Annotated in this window: 17 protein-coding genes and 2 pseudogenes; 6 read left to right on the forward strand and 13 right to left on the reverse strand. The window is 40.3% G+C overall.

Annotation, left to right across the window (positions count from 1 at the left end):
- Nucleotides 1-3 precede the first annotated feature (3 nt).
- Both glpK and LKE01_RS07320 read right to left on the reverse strand, forming a co-directional pair.
- The gene (gene glpK, locus LKE01_RS07315) at nt 4-1,515 is read right to left on the reverse strand and encodes a glycerol kinase GlpK (protein WP_056981691.1); all 1,512 of its coding nucleotides are present in this window, start codon (nt 1,513-1,515) and stop codon (nt 4-6) included.
- 190 nt (nt 1,516-1,705) lie between these two features.
- Nucleotides 1,706-1,945 (reverse strand): hypothetical protein, encoded by a 240-nt coding sequence (locus tag LKE01_RS07320; RefSeq protein WP_054769700.1) that lies wholly within the window; start codon nt 1,943-1,945, stop codon nt 1,706-1,708.
- A 152-nt stretch (nt 1,946-2,097) separates the two neighbouring features.
- Between LKE01_RS07320 and LKE01_RS07325 the strand changes: the two genes are divergently transcribed.
- Entirely contained in the window at nt 2,098-2,304 is a 207-nt protein-coding gene (locus tag LKE01_RS07325) for a hypothetical protein (RefSeq protein WP_056981693.1), read from the forward strand.
- A 350-nt stretch (nt 2,305-2,654) separates the two neighbouring features.
- Here the strand turns inward: LKE01_RS07325 and LKE01_RS07330 are convergent, their stop codons facing one another.
- Entirely contained in the window at nt 2,655-3,275 is a 621-nt protein-coding gene (locus LKE01_RS07330; protein ID WP_056981695.1) for a hypothetical protein, read from the reverse strand.
- A 150-nt stretch (nt 3,276-3,425) separates the two neighbouring features.
- Here LKE01_RS07330 and LKE01_RS07335 point away from each other — a divergent pair, with 150 nt between their 5' ends.
- Complete coding sequence (locus LKE01_RS07335) at nt 3,426-4,082, forward strand: YczE/YyaS/YitT family protein (RefSeq protein ID WP_054769702.1); 657 nt, start codon at nt 3,426-3,428, stop codon at nt 4,080-4,082.
- On the opposite strand, the gene LKE01_RS07340 is transcribed toward LKE01_RS07335, so the two are convergent.
- Entirely contained in the window at nt 4,060-4,917 is an 858-nt protein-coding gene (locus tag LKE01_RS07340; protein ID WP_056981697.1) for an alpha/beta hydrolase fold domain-containing protein, read from the reverse strand. The genes LKE01_RS07335 and LKE01_RS07340 overlap by 23 nt on opposite strands.
- Nucleotides 4,918-5,876: 959 nt before the next feature.
- Here LKE01_RS07340 and LKE01_RS07345 point away from each other — a divergent pair.
- Nucleotides 5,877-6,146: a type II toxin-antitoxin system RelE/ParE family toxin gene (locus LKE01_RS07345; RefSeq protein WP_054769703.1), complete on the forward strand. Its 270-nt coding sequence runs from the start codon at nt 5,877-5,879 to the stop codon at nt 6,144-6,146.
- A 66-nt stretch (nt 6,147-6,212) separates the two neighbouring features.
- Here LKE01_RS07345 and LKE01_RS07350 read toward each other — a convergent pair whose 3' ends face one another.
- Both LKE01_RS07350 and purB read right to left on the reverse strand, forming a co-directional pair.
- Complete coding sequence (locus tag LKE01_RS07350) at nt 6,213-7,013, reverse strand: hypothetical protein (protein WP_054769704.1); 801 nt, start codon at nt 7,011-7,013, stop codon at nt 6,213-6,215.
- Nucleotides 7,014-7,217: 204 nt separating this feature from the next.
- On the reverse strand, nt 7,218-8,513 hold the full coding sequence (gene purB, locus LKE01_RS07355) for an adenylosuccinate lyase (RefSeq protein ID WP_054769705.1): 1,296 nt from the start codon (nt 8,511-8,513) through the stop codon (nt 7,218-7,220).
- A 228-nt stretch (nt 8,514-8,741) separates the two neighbouring features.
- On the opposite strand from purB, the gene LKE01_RS07360 reads away from it, so the two are divergent.
- The 3 genes from LKE01_RS07360 to LKE01_RS07370 all read left to right on the forward strand — a co-directional run bounded on the left by LKE01_RS07360 (nt 8,742) and on the right by LKE01_RS07370 (nt 11,673).
- Complete coding sequence (locus LKE01_RS07360; protein ID WP_054769706.1) at nt 8,742-10,022, forward strand: adenylosuccinate synthase; 1,281 nt, start codon at nt 8,742-8,744, stop codon at nt 10,020-10,022.
- Between the two features lie 181 nt (nt 10,023-10,203).
- Nucleotides 10,204-11,175: a GMP reductase gene (locus LKE01_RS07365; protein ID WP_054769707.1), complete on the forward strand. Its 972-nt coding sequence runs from the start codon at nt 10,204-10,206 to the stop codon at nt 11,173-11,175.
- Between the two features lie 177 nt (nt 11,176-11,352).
- On the forward strand, nt 11,353-11,673 hold the full coding sequence (locus LKE01_RS07370) for a hypothetical protein (RefSeq protein WP_054769708.1): 321 nt from the start codon (nt 11,353-11,355) through the stop codon (nt 11,671-11,673).
- Nucleotides 11,674-11,940: 267 nt separating this feature from the next.
- Here LKE01_RS07370 and LKE01_RS07375 read toward each other — a convergent pair whose 3' ends face one another.
- From LKE01_RS07375 to LKE01_RS07405, 7 genes and pseudogenes are all read right to left on the reverse strand, one after another.
- Nucleotides 11,941-14,355: a Cna B-type domain-containing protein gene (locus LKE01_RS07375; RefSeq protein ID WP_056981699.1), complete on the reverse strand. Its 2,415-nt coding sequence runs from the start codon at nt 14,353-14,355 to the stop codon at nt 11,941-11,943.
- A gap of 42 nt (nt 14,356-14,397) precedes the next feature.
- Nucleotides 14,398-14,508, reverse strand: a pseudogene (locus tag LKE01_RS12390) (Cna B-type domain-containing protein); the annotation flags it as partial.
- Nucleotides 14,509-14,523: 15 nt separating this feature from the next.
- Nucleotides 14,524-16,023: a Cna B-type domain-containing protein gene (locus LKE01_RS07385; protein WP_056981701.1), complete on the reverse strand. Its 1,500-nt coding sequence runs from the start codon at nt 16,021-16,023 to the stop codon at nt 14,524-14,526.
- 577 nt (nt 16,024-16,600) lie between these two features.
- The gene (locus tag LKE01_RS07390; RefSeq protein ID WP_056981703.1) at nt 16,601-16,954 is read right to left on the reverse strand and encodes a hypothetical protein; all 354 of its coding nucleotides are present in this window, start codon (nt 16,952-16,954) and stop codon (nt 16,601-16,603) included.
- Complete coding sequence (locus LKE01_RS07395) at nt 16,951-17,202, reverse strand: AbrB/MazE/SpoVT family DNA-binding domain-containing protein (protein ID WP_054769552.1); 252 nt, start codon at nt 17,200-17,202, stop codon at nt 16,951-16,953. Before LKE01_RS07395 ends, LKE01_RS07390 begins: the two co-directional genes overlap by 4 nt.
- A gap of 615 nt (nt 17,203-17,817) precedes the next feature.
- Nucleotides 17,818-18,294, reverse strand: a pseudogene (locus tag LKE01_RS07400) (DUF5776 domain-containing protein); the annotation flags it as partial.
- A gap of 261 nt (nt 18,295-18,555) precedes the next feature.
- A complete protein-coding gene (locus LKE01_RS07405; protein WP_056981705.1) occupies nt 18,556-19,485 on the reverse strand; it encodes a hypothetical protein in 930 nt (309 codons plus the stop codon).
- Nucleotides 19,486-19,635 lie beyond the last annotated feature (150 nt).

Here is a 19,635-nt window from a genome sequence, read left to right on the forward strand (position 1 = left end):
TGATTAAATTCGAACTCGGTATCCTCTTGTTGCTTGAACCGCAGCTTTCCAACCCCGATATAATTTCTGACGTCGGGAGTCTTCCATATTTGGTTTGAAAGTTCGGCCAGGTTCCTGAAGGCTCTTGATTTCATCAATGTCTTTCCAAAAGCCGACTGCCAAGCCAGCCAAAATTGCCGCACCGAATGCCGTCGTATTTTCATCGGCTGCCCGCTGAATCGGAATATTTAAAATATCAGCTTGGAATTGCATCAGATAACTGTTTCGTGAGGCACCACCATCGGCCATTAATTCTGGGATGTGAATATTGGTGTCTTTTTCCATTGTTTCAATGATGTCTTTGGTTCCATAAGCAATTGACTGCAAAGTAGCTTTGACAAAATCATCTTTAGTTGTTCCACGGGTCAGGCCAAAGACCGCTCCACGGACATCTTGTTCCCAGTATGGCGCACCTAAACCATTGAATGCCGGAACAACGTACACTTCATCGTCATCTTCGGAATTCATGGCTGCCTGCCGTGATTCGGGAACGTTGTCGATTAACTGCAAACTGTCAGCCAACCAGGACAAGGCGGTCCCAGCCGCGAAGATCGATCCTTCAAGGGCATAAGTGACTTTCCCGTCTAAATCGTACGCAATGGTGGTTAACAGGTTGTCATCCGAAATTTCCGGCTTGGATCCCGTGTTCATCATGATAAATGCACCATCACCGTAAGTGTTCTTAATCATGCCGGGTTCAAATGCCAACTGCCCAATCAAAGCGGCTGACTGGTCACCGGCGATCCCGGCGATTGGAACCTCAATCCCATAGAACTGATAGTTCTTGGTTGTTCCATAAAGCTCACTGGAAGTCTTCACTTCCGGCAGCATTGACTTGGGGATGTTTAATAATTTCAAAATGTCATCATCCCACTGGAGAGTGTGAATATTAAACAGCATGGTACGACTGGCATTGGAAAAGTCGGTCACATGGTACTCCCCACCGGAAAGTTTCCAAACCAGCCAGGTGTCAACGGTTCCGAAAATTAATTTGCCCTTTTCGGCACGTTCTTGAGCACCGTCAACGTGGTCTAAAATCCAACGGACTTTGGTAGCTGAAAAGTATGAATCAATAATCAGCCCGGTCTTCTTGTGGATCATGCCGGAATACCCGTCATTCTTCAATTTACGGGCTAGACCAGCGGTTTGCTTTGACTGCCAGCCAATGGCATTATAAATCGGCTCACCGGTCTCTCTGTCCCATATAAGCGTTGTTTCACGTTGGTTAACAATCCCAATTCCCTCAATATCTTCGGGATGGATTCCAGCATCAATGAATGCAGAAGAAATCACATTCAAAACGGATGTCCAAATTTCGTTGGGATCAGTTTCCACCCAATCGTTGTGGGGGCTAACCTGCTTAACAGGTTTCGACGCTTCAATAACTTTGCGGCCGTTGTGATCAAAAATCATTGCCCGGGTGGAAGTGGTACCTTGATCAATTGATAAAACATATTTTGGTGTATCTGTTAACATCAAATTCCCTCCGATCACTAGAAAGCGATTACATATTCTCTGAAAAATTTTTAAGTAACTTTGATTTAGTTATAGTATACAGCCTTTTTGACTATATGAAAAAAGCACATTATGAACTATACCATAACGTGCATCGCAATTCAAATTGCCTGTTCAATAACTTCTGTGAAGTAATATTCAACTAGACCAATTATCGTTTTACTTGAACATGAATATCGTCGCCGTTGTCATTGAGCTCTTCGTCGTAACTAAAGTTGGCGTCAGTGAAGTAATGCTTGATTTCCTTGTTGACGTTCTCGAGTGGACGGTGATCCCCATCCTGACGGTTAATCACGATTTCGTATTCCTTCTTGTCATCGTCGGTGTTTACAAAACTATAAATAACATCAACAGTATTTAAAATTTCTTGAATCAATTGACGTTCAGTCATTTTAATACCCCTTTCACTTAACCTATATATCCACTTTAGCGCTAAATGCAAAAAAATGCTCATAAATTATTCTTAAGGTTGCGCTTGTGAGAAAAATTGTTTACATTAAGCAGATTTGTGAACTATAATTAATTTTATCATAAGAGGTGACAATGGTGACTATTGCAACGAAAGAAATTTCAAATGAATTGATGACCGCATACAAAAATCACAAGCTCGTACTGCTTGAAACCGTTGACGGCACGCTGACTGGCAGTGTTGCTGCAGTCAATGACGATGAGGCCTTCATCGAACGGCCAGCCAAAGGTGTTATGGTCATCAAGTTGGGGAATATCAAAAAAGTAACCCTATTAAAGTAGTCTACATAGACGAATAGGTATTTTGTGAGGCGCTTCGTGGATTTCTGCGGGGCGTTTTTTTGTGTGGGATGGAACACGCCAGTACTGCAGCACTTATTTTATCTTGTGCTCCCTTCTGCTTTTTCCAGTGGACGACGGCCCTGGACCCACTGCTGCACAAGAAAAAGAGTTCGTTAAATCATCTTTGGGATATAGCACTTATTTTATTTTCTGCTCCCTTCTGCTTTCGAAATACGCTCCGACGACCCAGGGCCCTACTGTACAAGAAAAAACGGACAACGATGAACAGGTTCGTTCATCATTGTCCGTTTTCCCTTGTACTCCGGGCCCTAACCGGGTCTCGTCGCGCTCTACTTGTTTTTCTCATACATCACATTTTCAAAACGTTTGCGTAATTTTTCCGTTAATAAAATAATGTTTTTAGGTGGTCGGTTGACGCTGAAATCGAAGCAGAATCTCAGTGGGACTCCCATATTATAATCTTCTTCATATGCCGCAATTTTTTCCGGATCAGCATCCAGCTTATAGCCCATCAGTACTTGCATGCCTAGGCGCTTATGTTGATCCCAATTATTCATGTCTCGATGGCTGCTTAACAATGTTCCGATCTTAATGCCATCCAACGCTCTGATTAGCGTCTTGGCATTGCTCACCTTATGCTGAGCGCTCAGGAAGACAAAGTATCGACGCATCACTGGAATGACTGACGTGAAAAAAACATTTGTTGCCGCGATTTTTGCAGGAAATAAATTTAAAATAACTTCTTTGACAGATTTTGCAGAATATTGCCGTGGACCTCGTAATTGATACTTATAGGCTAACCCAACAAATGCTTGGGTAATGTAGCCGGCAGCTGCTCTTTCCGGTTTTGTTAACTTTCGAAATGAGCGGGTTGTTTGAAATCGTCGAAACCACAGACGATTATTTTCGAAATGTTTTTCAGCTTCTACTTCCGAATATTTTTGTTCCACAAGACCGCCTCCTCTAATTTGAATATTAACACGAATTGCGGAAGAACAGTACCAATTTGACCTGTCACGCCCTTACCTATATGTGTTCAAACCAAAGCAAATATTATACAATGAAGTTCATCGGAATTTTAAGGAGAATTTGAAGACATCATGGCTAAAATGAAAGATTTCAAACAGCGCCTGTACTATTTGGGCCTGTCAATCATTATCAATTCAGCTGGAAACGCCCTGGCAATTTCATCAAATCTGGGAAGTGCCGTTTGGACCGGTTCTGCGGTTAATTTATCCAAATGGGTTCACATCCCCCTGGGCACCACGCTGTTTCTCTATGGAATCATCGTCACTCTGGCAAATCAGCTTCTGCTGGGATCGTTTGACCGGCGGCGATTCTTCTCAAACCTGCTCTATACCGTCCCATTCAGTTACCTGGTTGCCTTCTTTACGTTGATCTTTAACTCGCTTGGCGTCCCCGCAATGGACTTCTATATTCGACTAATCTTGGATATTATTGGTCTCTACTGTGTCGCAATGGCGGTTTCCATGTACGCCCGAGCCAATTTGATTATGCATCCCAACGACGACTTGGCCTACATCATCCGGTTCAAATACATTCACGGCAGTGCGGTGCTGTCTCAGTGGCTAAGCTACATTCCGCCAGTCATCATTATCACTGCTTCATATATTTTTACCGGCAAGCTGTACGCAATTGGTTTCGGAACCGTATTTGCATTAACCTTCCAAGGATCGATGATGAAATGGTCCGATACCCACGCCTTTCCTAAGCTCAAGCACCATGTCGATCTTTAACAAATTCAGCAATTTGCTTAAAGGTCTTTTTTGTTTCCAAGAGTTTAAACCACAACGTGTAGTCATGCCAGACGTCTTTAAATTCAGTCACCAGTGGATTTGTGTTTGCTGCATCAGTCAATGCCTGCACGAATCGACGATTGGATGGTACCAGCATTTCATTCGCCCCAAAGAAAATTTGGATGTCTCCCAAATCCTGTAATTGAGAAGAATCACTAAAATCAACCCACGTTTCTGGTGATGTGCCGCTTTCGAACCAGCCACCGATTTTTTGGAGAGTCGGTAAATCCAGAAGCACGTCTTCTTGAGACCGCTTTTCAATTTCCGGATCAGTGAGCTTCATGTCCAACCATGGTGAAATTAGGCTGGTTCCCGCTACTTTTCCGGGATTGTTTACCAGCAGCTGCAAGGCCAACTTTGCCCCGGCAGAATCGGCAACAACGAAAGTCGGCAGGTCAGAATCAGTGGCAATTTCAAAAGCCTCCTGAGAGAATGCCAGCAATTCATCCGCATGATGATTCGGCAGCAGTGGGAAATCCGCCACCTCAATTCGGCTGTTTGACTCGACCGCAATCTTGGTGATCATTTCCAGCTGGTCTTCATTCATTGGTACCGTGAAGGCGCCACCATGAAAATACAAAATCTGACTGGTAGGATTCGAAATTGGTTCGAATGTCACCAATTGACCATTTTTAACCGGATAAATTTTGTATTTATCCTGATTTTGACGAAAAATATTGATCTTCTGATTGGGTTTTAAAAAGCTGTGAGCAACGTTTTTCTTGTAATCTTCGGTTCGAAATTTCTTGAGTAACCGCTTAGCCATAAAGCTCATAGTCGTTTCTCCTTTTTCATATAATAACTATCATAAATGATTTTTTAAAGCAAATTTATCTGATAAATTTCAAAAAGTTCACAAAATCTTCACAATTTGTTCAACCTTTGGTCATATTCATTCTATATAGTAAGTATATAAACATAAAGTGATACGTCATTTTATGTAGTAATAAATTAAATCCCCCTTTAATTTATTACTTTTGTATTCATATTCTTCCCCTAAGAATATAGGTAACTTGAGATAAGACATCCCCGTGTCTTATCTTTTTTGTTCCTTATTTTGTATCACTCCAACAAATTTTGGAAAGTCACAAAATCTTCACAATTTATTCACACTTTAGTTAAACATTTGGGGTATCATTATTTTCGAATAGAAAATTCGATTTGCTATTCACCTCATATTTGTCAGAAATGATAAAATCAATTTTGATTTACCTTATCTCCCCCTCAAAAAAAGATTAAGGTAGTAAAAGCAAGGTAGTCCCCCTACCTTGCTTTTATTTTCCTCTTTGAGATATCGTTCAATCAAATTGTAGAACAATCTACCGAGTTAAAACGTGTTCCGACGATCCAGATGCTAACTTCTAAGGCCACCTTGTTCAAAACCAAGTTCAGGTTTTAAACAAGCCGACCTTAGAAACCGCATCTCCCAGATCTCGTCACACTCTCCAAAAGTTCACAAAATCTTCAAAGTTTCGTCTAAGTTTAGTTAAATTTGTCCTGTATATTTAAATCATGAGCAAGAGATAAACGTGATTTATTTCTACTCACCCCCAATAACTTTTGGGCGGTAAATTGATCCCCCCATTGATTTACTGTCCGTACATCATATTCATATTCCCCTCAGAATATTGAACTAAAAGACCTGACTCCCCCGTCGGGTCTTTTTTTCTATGCTTAACGATTTGTCGATTGGCGTATAATTAATGAATAAGCCATTCGAAAGGAAGCCAACCAATGCCGAAGTACAAGCCCAAGTATCAATCCAGATTTAAAAAGCATTATCAAAATATGATCCGAGCCAACCGGTACTCCAAAGCCGACTTTCAAGAAGTTGAAGAACAAATATTAAGCGGTCAGCCGGTTGCTGAAAAGTATGACGATCACGTGATTAAAAGCCATAAGCCACGGCGGGCACTGTTTGTTAAAGGCAGTTGGCTGTTAATCTATGAAATTGTCGGCGATACGGTCAAGTTCTTAGATACTGGAAGGCATGGCGAAATCTGATAACCCAAAAGCCAGCTGAAACTGATGATTATCAGTCTACAGCTGGTTTTTGTAAATGGAAAATGATTAAAATTTGTACAAATACGTATCGAGACCGTCAAACCATAATGCAGGCCGATGATCATTGGTCGTATATATCACTGCATAGTCGCTTACATCATCATATTGCACATAGGTTTTACTGCGAAGTCCAAAAACCCAATATTTTTTATTATGGTATGTCCGCGTGTAGCATCGCAAGCTGGACTTTTGAGAATCTTTGGTATCCGGTGCCTGACCAAGAAAGACAAATCCAAAATATACGCCGGGATGAATTTGTTCCTTGGCTTCACAACTATATTTACCAAATTGGAAAACGATATGCGAATATTCTTTTTCCTTATTTTTGGGAACTGTCCACGAACCATGAAATTTTGTAGGAATATTTTGCCAGGCGTCTTTTGGTAATTGATTAGGTAAGTAGTGATATGCATAAACCGGCTTCCCGGTTGAAAAGGCTCTACCTGCAAAACGTCCTTTAATAGCTGGCTGACCATTATGATGTCCCGATTTTAAATAAATCGGCCGATAACCTTTTATCTTAAATCGCCAATACCCATATTTATTAGGCTTGATTACCTTTACCCGGTTACTTTTGAGTGAGGCGGCCAATCCAGACCTTTGATTCATTTGCGAAATAACTGTTTTTGTCACCTTAACCCTTGTGTACCAACCATGACGATTACTGTAATACCACGTTCCCCGCAATGCTGCTGGCGTCGTTGAAACTGTCTTTGCGTTAGCCTGTACTTTTGTAGTTTGAACATTGGCAAAGATTCCAAGAAGTCCCAACCCAACTAATGCTTTAATTATCCATTTTCTATGCATTATTGTTCCTCCCCCCTAATAATTTTATTCTAATCCAACATTGAGGATGGAAACAGGGATTTTCTATAAAATGAAATTTTGAAATCAATTTAGTCCCAAATCAATCTGTAACTTCTTTCATCCTCCAAATCATAATAAAGCGCCCCTCCTGAACCGGAAAACCGGCTAGGAGAGGCGCTTAATTTGTTTTTTAATTATTTCTAACTAATCCAATCCAACTCTGGCAAAGATTTCACCAACATGACGAATATGGTAATGGTAATCAAATGCGTCGTTGATTTCATCTTCACTCAAAGCGTCGGTAATCTTCTTGTCGCCTTCAACCAAGTCACGGAATTGAATTCCCTTGTCCCATGATTGTTTGGTTAATGGTTGAACGAGGTCATAAGCCTGTTCACGAGTCATTCCTGAATCGATCAATTTAAGCATTACCCGTTGACTGTAAATCAAGCCATAGGTAAGACCCATGTTGCTCTTCATGCGTTCTGGGAAGACCGTCAAACGATCAAGAATACGAGTGAAGCGGTGAAGCATGTAGTCCAATAAGATCAAAGTATCTGGGATGATGATTCGTTCTGCGGATGAATGAGAAATATCACGTTCATGCCACAAAGCGACGTCTTCATACGCAGTGACCATGTGACCACGGACAACTCGAGCCAAACCACAGATGTTCTCGGAACCAATTGGATTCTTCTTATGTGGCATTGCAGATGAACCCTTTTGACCAGCATCAAAGTGTTCTTCAACTTCATGAATTTCAGAACGTTGAAGGCCACGGATTTCGGTCGCAAACTCTTCCAAACTAGTGGCAATTAATGCCAGAGTTGAAATGTAGTCGGCATGCAAATCACGTGGAAGAATCTGGCTGGTAATTTCTTGTGCCCGCAGGCCAAGTGAATCACAGACATATTGTTCAACAAATGGTGGCACGTTGGCAAATGTCCCAACGGCACCAGAAATCTGACCAGCTTCCAATTCTTTGGAAGCAGTTGCGAATCGACGCTTGTTACGATTCATTTCGGAGTACCAACGGGCAAGCTTTAAACCAAATGTAGTTGGTTCTGCTTGAACACCGTGAGTCCGGCCGATCATAACCGTGTCTTTGTATTTTTTAGCTTGCTTTGCGATAACATCAATAAAAGTATCAATATCTTTACGAATAATTTCATTGGCCTGCTTGATTCGAACACCCCAAGCGGTATCAACAACATCCGTACTGGTTACACCGTAGTGGACCCATTTCTTTTCTGGACCCAGTGATTTTGATACGTCACGGGTAAACGCAACGATATCATGATGGGTAACAGCCTCAATTTCGGCAATTCCATCAACATCAAACTTGGCGTTCTTCTTAATCTTTTCAACGTCCTCTGCTGGGATTTTTCCAAGCTTGGACCAAGCTTCATCAATGGCAATTTCAACTTTAAGCCATGAAGCATATTGGTTTTGGAGTGACCAAATGTTACTCATTTCCGGTAAAGAATATCTATCTATCATAACGAGTCCTTTCTACTAAATAATGACAAGATAATAATACCATATTGTTCATGTTTTGACCATATTATGAGAAGAATAATTACCTTTCGTTCGTATTCGTATTTAAAGTCGAATATTAAACGTTTTACTTCTGAAAATTATTAACCTTTTGGTTGATTAATAGATTGCAACTTGTTATCATTAAAAATGCTGGGTAGATTCCTGGCAATAAAATTTAGAGGTGTTCATATGTCATCTATTGTGATTGTTGGAAGTCAATGGGGCGACGAAGGGAAAGGTAAAATCACCGATTTATTCGGTCAAAGCGCCGATATTATCGCCCGCTATCAAGGCGGAGATAATGCCGGTCACACCATTGTGTTTAATGGCAACAGCTACCATCTGCAACTTATCCCATCAGGAATTTTTGATCAGGAAAAGTACAGTGTTATTGGTAACGGAGTTGTCGTTAACCCCAAATCCTTGATCAACGAAATGGACAATTTGAAAAAGGATGGGATTAGTACAGATAACTTGAGAATTTCAAACCGTGCTCAAGTCATCATGCCTTACCACATTCTCTTCGATGGTCTGCAGGAACAAAAGAAAGATTCCAAGATTGGTACAACTAATAAGGGAATCGGACCTGCATACATGGATAAAGTCGAGAGAATTGGAATTCGAATTGCTGATTTACTTGATAAGGATACATTTGAAGAAAAACTTCGAAACAATCTCGCAGTCAAGAATGAGCTACTCACCAAAATCTACGATCATGAACCACTGGAATTCGAACCAATCTTCAATGAATACAACGAATACGCCGATCGAATCCGTCCTTACGTTGTCGATGCTTCCTATATTATTAACAACGCACTGGATGATCACAAGAACGTCTTATTCGAAGGTGCTCAAGGTGTGATGCTGGATGTCGACCATGGAACTTATCCATTCGTTACCTCATCCAATCCAAGTGCCGGCGGTGCCGCTGTCGGTACAGGTGTTGGTCCTAACCGCATTGATCACGTGATCGGTGTCTGCAAGGCCTACACTTCACGAGTTGGTGAAGGTCCCTTCCCTACTGAATTGAAAGACGCCACTGGTGATCACATCCGTGAAGTCGGTCATGAATATGGGGTTGTTACCAAGCGTCCTCGCCGAATCGGTTGGTTCGACAGTGTTGTTCTTCGCCACTCAGCCCGTGTCAGTGGTTACACCCACTTGGCATTGAACTGTCTGGATATTTTAACCGGTATTAAAACTTTAAAAATTTGTGTTGCTTATGAATTAAATGGTAAAAAGATCGACCATTACCCTGCAACTTTGAAAGAACTCAATCAATGCAAGCCCGTTTATGACGAGCTGCCAGGCTGGGATGAAGACATCACCAAGTGCAAGACATTTGATGAATTGCCAGCCAACGCTCAGAACTATTTGAACCATGTCCAAAAAGCAGTCGGTGTTCCTTACGCAACTTTCTCAGTCGGTCCTGACAGAAAACAGACTAACGTCGTTGAAAAAGTGTGGTAAAACCTAGTGAGCGAAGCAAAGCGATTAGAAGTCGTGGCATAAGTCTCCTTTAACAGAAATTCCTGCATTTGGAATTTGTGTTAAAGGTGCTTATGCGCAGACTTCTGCTTTGCGGAGCTGTCCTAATGTCGTGAACGGAGTCAGGCAGTTAAAAACTGTCCCAAAACCTCGGAGGTAAATCATGGAAGTATTTGATTACGATGACATTCAACTCATCCCTAACAAGAACATTATCAAAAGCCGGAGAGATGCTGATACTTCAGTAAAATTCGGACCTATGACATTTAAGATTCCTGTCGTTCCTGCCAACATGGAAACAGTGATTAATGATGATTTAGCGGTTTGGCTTGCCCAAAACGGTTACTTCTACATCATGCACCGGTTCCAACCAGAGAAACGTGAATCCTTCGTCAAGATTATGCACTCAAAGAAGCTCTATGCTTCAATCAGTGTGGGTATCAAGCCTGAAGAATATGAATTTATCGACCAATTAGTTGCCGACAATCAAAAGCCTGAATACATCACTATTGATGTTGCGCACGGCCATTCAGATTACGTTATTCAGATGATCCACTACATCAAGGAACAGTTACCAGAAAGTTTCCTGATCGCTGGAAACCTGGGTACTCCGGAAGCCGTTCGTGAAATTGAAAACGCTGGAGCCGACGCTACCAAAATTGGTATCGGACCTGGTAAGGCATGTATTACCAAGCTCAAGACCGGCTTTGGTACCGGCGGCTGGCAGTTAGCCGCATTACGTTTGTGCTCAAAGGCTGCAAGAAAGCCAATGATCGCTGACGGTGGAATTCGTTTTAACGGCGACATTGCCAAATCCATTCGTTTCGGTGCTTCAATGGTCATGATCGGTTCATTACTTGCCGGCCATGAGGAAACACCAGGTAACCTGATCAGTATTGATGGCAAGAAATACAAGCAATACTGGGGTTCAGCTTCAGAACGTCAAAAGGGTGCCTACCGCAACGTTGAAGGCCGTCAAATGTTGGTCCCATATCGTGGCCACATTGCCGACACTTTAACCGAAATGCAGCAAGACCTTCAGTCATCAATTTCATACGCTGGTGGCCGTAAGTTAATGGATATTACCAAAGTTGATTATGTCATTCTTAAAAACTCAATTATGGATGGTGACTAGTTAAGCTACTGACCATTTCATTTAAGCAGTCAAGTCGAAATGCAAATTTTGATTTGACTGCTTTTTTGTATGTTTTGAGCCAACTTTACACATCAAAAGGAAATAATTCTTGCCATTTATATGCCAATACGTCTAAACTAATATCTAAACGATTCATTCTGAAGGGACATGAAGGTAATGAATAATTTATTCGATGTATTAAAAATGGTAAGATTCAACCATTTTGGCTTTGACCCAGCTCAAGTCGTCATCACTGATGTCGCCGGGAAGCCCAATTCAATTTTGACCGATCTTTATCGAGACGTTGTCAGCAAAATCAACCTCTTTATCAATTTGGATGAAGCCGACAACCCACAAGAGGTTATCTCATCACTAAAATTACATACACCTCTACCACTGGACGTATTGGATGAATACGGTAAGATTCTTGATGAGCCTTTATTGGGCATTAACTTCGCCCCACAAAAGGGTCAAATGGAGCTGTTGGTACGTGGGTAAATTTGCATCAAAATGCCTATGAGCGCATTTTAATGAGCCTCAACGATATCTGTTATTAGTAATAGACTTGGTCTATCAACTAATGACGGATTTTTTTATTATCCTTGGACATATATCACACAATCGCTTTAAATTGCACTAGTCACCAACGTTAGTTCAGTTGAACCATATGACACAGAACACAAAAAGACGATTCAAGCAGCCTCACATGGCTGTTTGAATCGTCTTTTAGTAATAATGATCAATGAACTAATTGTTCATTTTAGTTTACTTTTTAATTAATCCAATATACTTCCAAGCAATCAGTAAACCAATCAACAAGATTCCAACTACCGTTAAGGCAATTTCTTGCTTAGCTTTAGCACCAGTTTGTGGCAATTTTCCTTTAGCAGGAGTAACCGTTTGAGGGGTGCTTGCTTGAGGATTGCTTGCGTGGGTGGTGTTGGCTTGTTGAGTTGTTTTTCCTGACTGGGTAGGAGTCTTCGTAATCTCGCCGCCTTCAGAAGTTGAATGAGTACCAGGTGTTATTTTATCAGGTTGTCCTGGAACTTTTGGCGTCTTAGGTGTTACAGGCGTTACTGGTGTATCTGGCGTGTGCGTATTCTTCAAGGTAACCACACCGTCTTTAACTGACTGCTGGCCAGTCGTAGAGGATGTATACCCATCCGGAATTTTAGTCTCGGCAACAGTGTAGATAATCGGATTACCATCGGCATCAGTTTCTGGTAAATTGTCAAAGGTTGCCGTGTAATCATTGCTTGAATCAAGTGTTACAACTTGATCCGTTGCCTTGCCATTTGCATACAGGGTTGCTGTAATACTTGGTGCAACAGTTCCATCTGGAACTCCTGACCATTCCTTGACGACTTTGATTGATGTTTTCTTTGGTACAAACACGTTAACCAAAGTTACAGCCCCATCTTTAACGACTTGTTGGCCAGTGGTGGTTGAAGTGTAGCCGTTTACGGCAGTTTCGACAACCGTGTAGGTAATCTTATTACCCTGATCGTCAGTTTCGGGTAAGTTCTCAAATCGGCCTAAATAACCGTTCGAACTATCCAGTGTGATTGTCTTATCAGTCGGCTTACCATTTGCATACAGGGTAACTGTAATTGATGGCGTGTTCGTTCCTTTTGGAACCCCCTGCCAAATCTTATTCACAGTTACTGATGTCTTGTTTGGAACATAGTCATTAACAAGGGTAACAACACCGTTCTTTACCGGCTGCAAACCAGAAGTACTTGTGGTATATCCTGCTGGAACAGATTTCTCAGCGACAGTGTAAACAATTGTCTTTCCATTTTCATCAGTTACTGGTAACCCTGTGAAATCAGCAGTCCAATTATTTGCGGCATTCAAAGTAACGGTCTTGGTGGTTGCTTTACCATTGGCATACAAGACTGCCTCGATGCTCCGATCTCTGGTATCTGAAGTTGGAACACCCTTCCAGATCTTTTTAACAGTGATTTTAGTCTGTTTTGGAATATAGTGGTTAGTCAATGTTACTTTGCCATCAACAACTTTGATTTGCCCACTATTATCAGATTTGTAACCACTCACTTGTGATTCAACAACGGTATATTTAATTGTTTGGCCCTTGGAATCGGTCTCAGGTAAGTTTTTAAATTCACCTGAGTAACCATTCTGACTATCCAAGGTAAGTTTGTCATTGGTTGACTTGCCGTTGGCATATAAGGTAACAGTTACTGAAGGTGTCTTGACACCATCTGGAACTCCTGCCCAATTCTTGTTGACTTTAATGGAAGTCTTATGGGCAACATATTCATTGACCAATTTTACAAGGCCATCTTTATTAGCCTTTTGTTGGCCAGAAGTGGTTGTTGTATATCCATCTGGCAGAGACTTTTCTGCAACAGTGTACTTGATCTGCTTACCTTGACTGTCTGTTAGAGGCAAATCGGTAAAATCAGCCGACCACTTATTGGCATAATTCAAGGTAACGGTTTGTTTAGTTGCTTTACCATTAGCATACAAAACTGCTTGAATAGACAACTTCTTCCTATCTACACCTTTAGGTATGCCTTTCCACGTTTTCTTAACGGTAATCTTGGTCTGCTTCGGAATGTATTGGTTAGTCAATTTCACCTTACCATTCACAACTTTTACTTGACCATTCTTGGTGGTATCATTTGTGAGTTTATATCCATCAACTGTTGATTCAGAAACGGTATAGTCAATTGTTTTGCCGTTATCATCGGTTTCAGGAAAATTATCAAATCTAGTGGAATAACCATTCTGGCTATTCAAGGTTTTATCATCGATCTTCTTACCGTTTGCATATAAATTAACGGTGATTGATGGCGTTTTGACGTTGTCAGGAACTCCCTGCCAGTCCTTATTGACCGAAACGGAGGTCTTATGGGCAGTGTATTCATTAACTAAGTTTACAACGCCATTTTTATCAGGCGATTGTTTGTCTGTGGTAGATGTATACCCTGTTGGAATCGATTTTTCAGATACAGAATATTTAATTGTTCTTCCTTGATCATCAACTTGAGGTAAATTAGAGAACGCTCCAGCATAGCCATTTGCCTTAGTCAGTTCAATTGTTTTCCCAGTTGGTGTTGTGACTTCTTTACCATTTTCCGTAACTGTCTGATATAAGACTGCGGTTATTGATGGCGTGGTGATCTTGTCAGGAACACCTTTCCAAGTTTTCACAACTTTAATTGTCTCTGGAACAAACTGGTTCGTAAATGTAACTGAACCATTGGCCGGTGCCTGGTCACTGTCAGTAGATTTATATCCAGGAACCGTTGGTTCTTTAACTGTGTATTTAATTGTATTTCCAGAATCATCTTTTACTGGCAGATCTGTAAATTGAGCAGCCTATCCGTTACTCGTATTAAGCTGACGAGTCTGACCCGTTGAAGTTGTGGTATCATTTACGGTTTTATACAAGGTTGCTGTAACTGGAGGCGTGTTGACTCCTTTAGGAACGTCCTTCCAGACCTTGTTAACCTTGATTGAAGTCTTTGCCGGAGCATAGGTATTAGTAATTGTCACATCGTCAGTTTTATCATCAAGCGATTGTGAACTTGTAGTGGCAGTGTAATTGGAGACTGGATCTTCTACAACAGAATACTCAATTTTCTTCTTATTTGAATCCAGTGTCCAAAGATCCGTGAACGTTCCCTTCCAATCGGGTGCGGTCAATGTAAGTGATTTCCCAGTTGAAACCGGCTTTGAATCTCCATCATGTTTTGCGTATAATGTTACCTTTATACTGTCTGGCAGTTTAACATCATCGGGCTTACCCACCCATTTTTTCGTGACATTAATACTAAACTTTGTACCATAACCTTCTCCATGACCACCAATTGTAAATGTTCCTTGGGTAGTCTTGTTGATAACAACAGATTTACCATCACCACCAGTTCCATCATTTGGAATATTTCCAGTCAGGTCCATATTATTCTGAAGTGATATTCCAGACCCACTTTGCAGGTATCCCTGATCAGTGATCTTAGTGAGATATTTGATATTGATTGCTTTGTTTAACGTACCATTCCACTGAATGGAAAACTTAGCGGGGTCACTAGCCGAATATAAAATTGTGTAATCCGAATCAGGGATAACGTTATTATCGTCATCTGTAATTTGGATAATCGGTTTTGATGTTATAGGATCCAATACAATTTTTTGTTTGTCAGTGTTTAACAATGTGTCATTAATCAGCAAATTATTCATTTGAAATTTTCCATCATTAACACGCGCATCCCACATAACATATTGATTTCGCTTATCACTGGTTTGTGGATAATTCACATTTTTGAAATCCCCGCTGAAAGACCAGCCATTCTTACCAATGTATGGGTTAGACTTAGAATCATCTTTGGATCCATTAACTTCAAATGTCAGTGTTCCGCCACGACCGTTCACATGTTCACTATAATAACCATTGAAAGTAATTGTACCGGTCTTGGATCCGCTGTCAGGAGTGAATCTTCCAATAACAGTACCATTGTTATCAAATATATCGAACGGTTGTGCATCATGAAGTGTAATTCCAGCAGGTAAAGTGACTTTTGCAGTATCGCCATTCTTTACAACAGTCCCATCCGGGATTGTGTATTTATATCTTAATTTGTAGTTAGTGTACTTCTGCCAATTGTCGGTTACCGACGAATCAGCTTTTATCCAATCGGTACTTCCGTCTTTTTGATAGTAGGCGTCATTGCCTCCTAAGCCTGTTACACTGGTGCTTATGTCAGCCGCCTTTACACTATGAGTCTGAGATCCAACACCAATAAATATTGAAACTATGAACAAGAAAATACCGAGCCATTTCCAAATACTTCTTGAACTGAACTTAATTTTTTCGTTCACGATAAACACCCCTCCTGTAACAAAATGCATGTCGTATTGCTAATTGAATTTAGTTAACCAGCACTCTTTAATTACCAAACGATTATATCATGGGCATAAAATATTCGCAAGCAATGCATTGATCATTATATTATTCAGGTGTTAAATAGTATAACCTTTTAAAAAAGTTATAACATAACTGCGGGATAATGCCGATAAATCAACAATTTCAAACTATTGGTTTATTATAAAAGCAGATGCAGTACTTGCAGAATATATATTTCAGAAAAATGGTTTTTAAATGCTAATCAGATTTTTGTATTCATATAATGTTATCTTATGTTACCAGCATTCACCATTGTTAGTCAAAAAATTAATGATTTATTCAATATTATTGTTTTATAGGTCAAAAATAGGATATTTCCAGCCGAAGAACTAGTATTCTCGATCAAGTCCGACTAATTCTTCACCAAAAACATTTTGAGGTTCCTAATTTTTCCCACTGGTGAAAAAAGGGATCTAATCACTTTGTGATTAGATCCCCCGCCAACCCTTTGATTGACTTGTTTCCGTTCAAATTTAAACCGTGTACAGCATATCAGTCTTTATTGGACTGAATTTGTAAATGAATTTCGTCTTTATCCACAAATGGGCCGATTTGAACCATATTTTCGTTTGCATCATACCGATACAGAATTGTAAACTCGCTGTTCACACTAATCTTTCTAGTAGGCTTACTAAGATGATAGATGTCAGATAGTCTTTCAAATTCCGTCGGGACAACTTCAACACTGTTAAATGCATCTCTCAAGCCATTAATTGTGTTGTTAAATTCAGCCACAAATTCTTCGATAGTCTGATTGCTTGCATTTCGGTGCTTGCAATTATTAATGGTAGAAACCAACGATTCATAAAAGGATCTGGAATAAAGTACACGAGTCAGCATCTTCATTTATGCCACCCGTACTTTCCTAACAGTTTTGCCATTTCATCTTCTGTTAGGGTCCGATTATACTTGAAGTCATCAAACCCCTTTTCAATGATTGTTCTTGCACGATTAATGTCAGCTTCTGTCATATCCAAAATTAATCGCTCCCCTTTTTGCATAAAATACAGCTCATCACCCTCGTGAATACCTGTCGACTTTGGAAGAATAACCCCTAGGGAGTTCCCGATCTTCCTGACTTTAATTTTCTTCATAACATTCCCCCAATGATTGAGTAGAAATTATTGTAACACGCATTAAGACCGTCAAATGCCATTTCAAAAAAAGGTGAAAAAACTTCACAATTCCATAATTAGGTATTTATGTCTTCACACTTTTATGCATTTTAAAGAAACATATTCCGTATTTTTCATGACAGATAATGAATATTTCCCTTGAACTTGCATAAAGTCAAAATTGAATGTTATAACATTACTTACATATTTTAATTATCAAGGCGGTGCTTAGAATAAAGGCTGAAGCGGCTTTAAAATTTCGATCAATTTAATGACCTCGCATGTGTAACACATCGGAATTTTCGATTAAACACTTTAAAGTTTTCTCAAAGCACCATCAGGTTACCAACCACTTGGTATCCCCTCTTAAATGCAAAATGAAACCAATTATGTTAAAAGCACATGGAATATCTTATTTGTAATGGATAATAGTACTAATAAAGCATGCTTGCAAGCATTTCGACTATTTTTTGATCAGTCAACAAGACTATTCAGTCGCACAATTGATTGAAAATGCACTGATACTTGTCATTAATGACAGGTAGCAGCGCATTTTATTTTGGAAGTTTAATTTCACTGTAGATTCAGTGAAGATCAATAGGCTCCGTGAATCACCAATTTCTTATTTGCAGTAATGTAATCACCATTGCTTAACTGATAACGGGTGGTCAAATTATGTTTAACCATCTTCTTAACTTTGAGGTGAGAACCTGTCTTGTGATGCTTCACTTTCTTGGTTAAATTGGCATTCTTATAAGCATTGACACCCCTCTTGGCAATCACTGTCACTTTCTTGCTCTTAGGCATTGATGAATAGTAAACTTTTACCACAAACTTTCGGCTGGCCGTGATATAACCAACTTTTCCAGCCGTTTTACTGTGATGATTAACATCTTTTACTTTGTATCGAAGTGCCCCGCCGTTTGAACGGGCGTAGTCAGTCACCACAAACATTGGACGGTTGATCCGTTTTACCTTTGGATATTTGGCAATCCGTTGGTCCTTTTTAAAATTAGCGTTCTTGTACAAATAAATTTTCTTGGTTGCGTATACCACAGTACCTTCAGTTGCCGCATAATTCGGCAGTTGGGTACCGTCTGGTAATGTTCTTGGTTCCGGGAATTTTGGTGTACTTGAGATAACTTCCTGATTGGCAACACTGTTGCCGTTTCCGCTGGTGCTGCTTGAATTATTGTTGGTCTTGTTACCATTATTATTTGGTGTTGGTGGCACAACCTGTTTCTTGTATTTAAATGTAATCTTGGTGTCATCATTCATTTTGCCAGTAATCTTCTTATCGCCGATCAGCGTATAACCGGCAATTTCTGGGGCCTAATCTGAATAAGCTTCACCAGGCATCAATTCTTTAGTTGTCGCTGGATGACCTGGAATGGCTTTACCCTGTTCATCGAGATATTCAATCGTCAAAGTTTGGGCAACCTTTTCATACACAAAGGTGGCGGTTGCACCAGAACTATGTTGTTTAGGCCGCTTTGCAACCGAATCGATATATCTTGGCTGCAAAATTGCTTGAAACAGCAAATCATCAACGTTGGTCTGCATATTGGCATATATTTTAGAATCAGAATATACGTATGTCCCATATGGCTTGGGATTTCGGATGACGGCCGCAACATAACGGTAACCATCAAATTCTTTTTGGAACGATGGATCAGGATCCGGAACTGCATCGAAATCATACTTGATAGAAGGTTTTAATTCTTTCCCATTAACATCGGTATAAAAGATTTTTAGCTTGCCTGCTTCACGTTCCAAAGCACCTTCAGTTAACGTAATCTGTTCAGGCTTTGGATTATTGGTGTCCTGGTAAGCAAAGTACAGGTTGACGGCTTTGTCATCCGCTGCTCTGGCAGGATTCATAACGTACAGGCTCACTAACTTTGCGAGTTTCTCTGCATCAGTTGCTTGATCCAGCTCATAGTAGTACATAATCTGCTGAGCCGATTTATTATCTGTATGATACCCTTTGATCGTATATCGACCATTATCAAAGCTGAGTGGAACGTCTTTGGAGACATCCACACCGCCAGCTTCCGATGACACAATCTGCTTGTTATTAAACGGTGCATCAATTGAATTTCCATTCAAATCCACAGCGTGGAGTGTAAATGTTACATCATTTTCAGCTGCCCCCGCAGTTGACTGTTGGAACAACAATCCCCCAAATACCAGTGTTAAAACAAATACAACTATCAATCGAACTGTTCGAGTGAGGCTGAAACTGCCAGTCTGATCGGACATATCGGTATTCCCCCTTATTTAGTTGAGTCCCCTTAACCATATTACAAGAATAATTGTAGCAAGATCTAATTGCAAAAGATACTTTTATGTACCAAAAGTTATCATTATGAGTACTTTACTAATAATGGGCAGCTCGGGTCATTAGCATTT

Origin of the sequence: Lentilactobacillus kefiri (assembly GCF_007989105.1) — a bacterium.
Taxonomy (GTDB): domain Bacteria; phylum Bacillota; class Bacilli; order Lactobacillales; family Lactobacillaceae; genus Lentilactobacillus; species Lentilactobacillus kefiri.